General features: G+C 67.7%; 6 protein-coding genes. 5 read left to right on the top strand and 1 reads right to left on the bottom strand.

The genetic code is table 11. The features are described 5' to 3' along the window. Positions 1-363 (bottom strand): GAF domain-containing protein (locus ACRDUX_RS08670; protein ID WP_526412939.1); only part of this gene is annotated, 363 nt, incomplete at its 3' end. Positions 364-467: 104 nt separating this feature from the next. Here ACRDUX_RS08670 and ACRDUX_RS08665 point away from each other — a divergent pair. From ACRDUX_RS08665 to ACRDUX_RS08645, 5 genes are all read left to right on the top strand, one after another. After that, positions 468-1,955: an aldehyde dehydrogenase family protein gene (locus ACRDUX_RS08665; RefSeq protein ID WP_526412937.1), complete on the top strand. Its 1,488-nt coding sequence runs from the start codon at positions 468-470 to the stop codon at positions 1,953-1,955. A 26-nt stretch (positions 1,956-1,981) separates the two neighbouring features. Further along, positions 1,982-3,361: an MFS transporter gene (locus ACRDUX_RS08660; RefSeq protein ID WP_526412935.1), complete on the top strand. Its 1,380-nt coding sequence runs from the start codon at positions 1,982-1,984 to the stop codon at positions 3,359-3,361. Next, a complete protein-coding gene (locus ACRDUX_RS08655; protein WP_526412933.1) occupies positions 3,358-4,548 on the top strand; it encodes an FAD-dependent oxidoreductase in 1,191 nt (396 codons plus the stop codon). Before ACRDUX_RS08660 ends, ACRDUX_RS08655 begins: the two co-directional genes overlap by 4 nt. 29 nt (positions 4,549-4,577) lie before the next feature. Beyond that, entirely contained in the window at positions 4,578-5,024 is a 447-nt protein-coding gene (locus ACRDUX_RS08650; protein WP_526412931.1) for a cupin domain-containing protein, read from the top strand. Positions 5,025-5,032: 8 nt separating this feature from the next. Next, the coding region (locus ACRDUX_RS08645) for an oxidoreductase (protein WP_526412929.1) at positions 5,033-5,443 on the top strand (411 nt) is incomplete at its 3' end.

Raw genomic sequence — 5,443 nt, 5'->3', positions numbered from 1 at the left:
GCCCCACGGCGTGAACTCCGACTCGGCGGAGATGTCCCGAAGGGCGACGGCCTGGCCACTGTGGAAGGCGCGACTCGAGGGTGAGCCACTGTCCAGGCGGACCGGCCGATCGGAGTTCACGCGGTTCACGTACTCGGACGACAGTCCGCTCCAGCCCGTGATGACGAGACTGTCCGCTGCCGGGTCTGGGGTCAGCACTCCGCAGAAGTCAAAGGCGAGAAGGGTTCTCGCCGTATCGGCGACCAGGTCGAGAACGTGGCGAGGGTCGGTCGCCGAGGTCGACGCCGCGCTCAACGCCCTCAACGCGCTCAGCCACGTCAGAAGCTCGGCGCCTGGCCGCCCGCCCGAATTCACTGCCGCCATACCGATCAGGATCGCATACCTAGTGTCGAGCGGAACATGTCGTTGGAGAGATAGTGTGTCGACTGACATTGATGCCGCGTCCCCCGTGTGACGACACTCATAACATGACTCACAGCGACACCCTCCGACGCGACGTTGCGTCGCCAGCTCCCGAAGTGCGACGCATCATCAACCCCGCGACCGGCGCCGTCATCGAGACCGTCGTCGAACAGGGCCCCGAGGCCGTCGACGCCGCCGTGGCACGCGCGACGGCCGCGTTCGAACACGGAGAGTGGCCTGCGCTGGTCCGCAGCCAGCGCGCCCGACTCCTGCTGCGCATCGCCGATGCCGTCGAGGGCGCCTCCGACCGGCTCCATACCTTGGAGGCCCGAAACAACGGCAGGCCGATCGCGGAGACGCGCGCCCAGCTGTCCAGGGTGCCGGAGTGGTTTCGGTACAACGCGGGCCTGCTGGCTGCGCAACGCCAGGCCGTGCTGCCCGGCGACGGGCCCTACCTGACCTACCAGGAACGCCGACCACTCGGCGTCTGCGGCATCATCACCCCGTTCAACCATCCCCTGCTCATCCTCGCCCGCAGCTTGTCCGCAGCGCTGGCAGGAGGCAACACCGTCGTGGTGAAGCCCTCGGAGATGACACCGCTGACCACACTTGCGTTGGCAGACATCATGACTGGGGCCGGTTTGCCCGACGGCGTCGTCAACGTCGTCACCGGCGGGCGCGAGGCGGGTGCCCGACTGACGCAGCACGCAGGCGTCGCCAAGATCACCCTGACGGGCGGAACCGAGGCCGGCCGTGCGGCGGCGGTCGCCACGGCGGGCCGCTTCGCGCGGGTCACCGCCGAACTGGGAGGCAAGACGCCGGTCATCGTCTTCGACGACGTCGACCCGGTCGCCGCCGCCGAGGGTGCCGCGTTCTCGGCGTTCGTCGCGGCGGGCCAATCCTGTGTGGCGGGTTCACGATTCCTGGTCCAGCGCGGTGTCTACGACGAGTTCGTAGCGGCCCTGTCGGCACGCGCACGCAGCATCCGCGTCGGCGATCCCATGGCGCCCGACACCCAGATGGGTCCCCTGATCAGCGCCATCCAACGGGACAAGGTGCGACGTCTCATCCAGACCGGCGCCGACGAAGGGGCGCGCCTCGCGGCAGGCGGTGGAGTGCCAGACCTGCCGGACCCCCTGCGGGACGGCTTCTTCCTGGAGCCGACGGTGCTGGCCGACGCCACCATCGTCATGACCGCCGCGCGTGAGGAGATCTTCGGCCCGGTCGCGGTCGTCATCCCGTTCGATCACGAGGACGACGCAGTGCTGATGGCCAACGACAACAGATACGGGCTCGGCGCAGGCGTGTGGACCACGGACGTCGGGAGAGCGCACCGGGTCGCGTCCCGCATCGTGGCGGGCATGGTCTGGGTCAACGATCACCATCGCCTGGAACCGTCCCTGCCGTGGGGCGGCGTCAAGGAATCCGGCAGCGGCAAGGATGCCGGAACGGAGTCGTTCGACGACTTCTCCTGGCTCAAGACCATCGTCGTCCGCACCGCCGCCGACCCCGTGGACTGGTACGGCGACGCAGAACACGGCCGGTTGAACTAGTGAGCCTCTCCAAGAAGGGATTTCGCATGTCGACTCATACCGCGCCGTCCGGAGGTGAACGGGGATGGCGCCGAGAGATCACTCGAACTCAGTGGCTGGTTCTCGCGGGCACCGCCCTGGGCTGGGGGCTCGACGGGTTCGCCGGAAGTCTCTACGTCCTCGTCCTCGGGCCGGCGATGGCCGAGTTGCTTCCCAACAGCGGGATCCAAGCCAGCCCAGCCTCGATCGGCTACTACGGCGGAATGACGGTCGCACTGTTTCTGATCGGCTGGGCGACCGGCGGCATCCTGTTCGGAGTCCTTGCCGACTACTTCGGGCGCACCAGGGTGCTGTCCCTCGGCATCCTCACGTACGCCGTCTTCAGTGCGCTGGCCGCGTTCGCGGACACCTGGTGGCAGCTCGGAATCCTGCGGTTCATCGCCGGGCTCGGGTCTGGCGTTGAGGCACCGGTCGGCGCCGCGCTGATCGCCGAGACCTGGCGAAACCGGTTCCGCGCCAAGGCGGGTGGACTCATGATGTCGGGCTACGCGGCCGGGTTCTTCGCCGCGGCCGCGGCCTACGCCATCCTCGGCAGCCATGGCTGGCGATACATGTTGGCACTGGCGGGCCTGCCTGCGCTGGTGGTGTGGTTCATCCGTCGCTACGTTCCCGAGCCACCGGAGATCGGAGCGCACCTCAGTGCCCGCCGCGACCGAAGGAACAACGGCACCAGCACGTCTGCGGACCGGTTCGTCCTGCGCAGGCTGCTCGCTCCCCCGCTGTTGCACCCGATGCTCGTCTGCACGGCTCTGGCGTCCGGTGCACTCATCGCCTTCTGGAGCGTCTCCACCTGGTACCCGCAGATCATCCGCCAGCTCACCGCGGCCGAACAGTTGCCTACCGGGGTGGCCGATCATCGCGTGGCCACCGCCGCGATGCTGTTCAACGCCGGCGGCATCATCGGGTACGCCTCTTGGGGCTTCCTCGCCGACGCGATCGGCAGGCGCAAGGCGTTCATGGTGAGCTTCGTCGTCTCGGCGGTCACCGTCGCGTGGACCTTCCCCTTCGACCGCGGTTACACCGAGTTCCTGGTCGTCATGCCACTTCTCGGGTTCGGTCTCTTCGGGGCCTTGTCCGGAACGTTCATCTACGCTCCCGAACTGTTCCCGCCGAGTGTGCGCGCAACCGCACTGGCCGTGTGCAACAGCGTCGGTCGTTACGTCACCGCCCTCGGTCCGCTGGCGGCCGGTGCGATCGCCGCCTCTTGGTTCGACGGGAACCTCGGTCTGGCCACCGCGGCGGTCGCCGCGTTCGGCCTCATCGCCCTCATCGGCCTCGCCTTCGCCAGGGAGACGCGTGGGCACCCCCTGCCAACGGAGCCGATCTCGCCCCAACTCGTCCACCACGTCGAAGAGAGTGCGTCATGACCGACTACGGCGATGCCTCCGCCATCGTCATCGGCGGCTCGATCGGCGGGCTCACCGCCGCCCTTCTGTTGCGCGACCTGGGGTTCACGGTCGACGTCTACGAGCGCACCTCCACCGCTCTCGACGGCCGGGGCAGCGGCATCGTGCTGCAACCCGACACGGTGCGCTGGTTCACCGAGCGCAGCAGCCAGGACCTCGCCGACCTGAGCACGCCGACCTCGTATGTCCAATATCTCGGTCCCGCGGGTGATCTGGTGTACCGGGAACGGTGCACCTGGACCTACACCTCCTGGGGCACGTTCTACCGGGCCCTGTTGGCCGACTTCGGCACCGAGCACTATCACTACGGCGAATACGCCTGCGGATTCAGTCAGGACGGCGACGGGGCGACGGTCCGCTTCGTCAGCGGCAGAGAGGAGTCCGCCGACCTGGTCGTGTTCGCCGACGGCGTCACCTCCGTGGCCCGGCAGCGGTTCGACCCCGTCGCGGGACTGCACTATTCGGGTTACGTCGGCTGGCGTGGCACGGTTGCGCTGCGCGACCTCGACGTCGCGACCCGCGAGGTACTGCAGGACGCCATCACCTACGAGGTGATTCCGCACTCCCACATCACGATGTATCCCATTCCCGGTGAGGACGGCCTCGGTCTCGACGACCGGTTGATGAACTACGTCTGGTATCGCAATGTCCCCGCGGGCCCGGATCTGACCGAAATGCTGATCGACAAAAGGGGATTCGCCGGCACGGTGTCCGTCCACCCTGGTCAGGTTCAGGACCGCTACGTCGACGAGATGAGGCGGACTGCCACCGACGTGTTCGCGCCCGCCATAGCCGACGTGATCGCCGCGACCGAAATGCCGTACTTGCAGGTCGTGTCGGATACCCGTTCGGCGCGCATGGCCATGGGCAGGGTCGCCCTGATCGGCGACGCGGCCTGCGCGGCGCGCCCGCACGCCGCTGCGGGCACGGCCAAGGCTGCCGCCGACGGCTGGGCGCTGGCCGCCGCACTCACCGAGGCCGGTGGCGACATCGCGGCCGCGCTCGTGAAATGGGAACCGACCCAGCTGCAGCTCAGTGACGCCCTGCTGCGCCGCGTCGTGGCGATGGGCGAGCGCTCGCAGTTCAGCAACACCTGGACTCCGGGTGACCCCGACCTGCGGTTCGGTCTCTACGGGCCGGGCAACTGACCACCACTCTCAGTTCGAAGGGAAAGATCATGAACGACAACGAATTCCTGTCTGACCTCCCTCTCGCCGGCGAGCTCGTCTCGTCGGATTTCGAGAGCTGGCCCGCGTGGCTCAAGGCCGAGTTCGCCGAGCACGCCTACGACGGGGAAGTCGGCTCTCGGCTGCTGAGCGAGGACTGCAGGGTCAGGGTCTGGGAGATCAGGCTGGCCCCTGGTGAACGCTGGCACGCTCACCGCCATGTGCTGGACTACTTCTGGACCGCGGTCAACGCGGGCCGCAGCAGACAACATACCTTCGACGGCACGGTGCGCGAGGTGTCCTACCAACGGGGCGAGACCCGGCACTTCCATTTCGGGCCAGGCGAATACCTCTTGCACGACATCGAGAACATCGGCGACACCGAATTGATCTTCAGCACCGTCGAGCATCTGGATAGCGCCAACGCTGCGCTGCCCATCGGCGCAGGACGGGATTAGGAGCAAGTATGGCTCACTTGTTCACCCCGCTCTCACTTCGTGAGGTGACGTTCGCCCACCGGGCCTGGATGTCTCCGATGATGCAGTTCGCGGCGGCACCGGACGGGGACGACGTCGGGACGCCCTCGGACTGGCACCTGCAGCATTTGGGCTCGCGGGCGGTCGCCGGTGCGGCGCTGGTCATGGTCGAGGCCACCGCGGTCGATCCCATCGGGCGCAGCAGCATCTATGACGTCGGCTTGTGGAATGACCGTCAAGCGATGGCCTTTCGTCGCATCACCGACTTCGTGACGGCGCAAGGCTCAGTTCCGGGAATCCAGCTGGTGCACGCGGGGCGCAAGGGTTCGACCGGGCGGCCGTGGTCTGACGAGGGACGTGCTCCCGAATCGTGGGCGACGGTGAGCGCAAGCGCCTTGCCG

It is taken from the genome of Mycobacterium sp. (genome assembly GCF_050701675.1).
GTDB lineage: Bacteria > Actinomycetota > Actinomycetes > Mycobacteriales > Mycobacteriaceae > Mycobacterium.
Note: the sequence above shows the minus strand (reverse complement) of the source record. Positions and strands in the feature narration are given on the sequence as shown.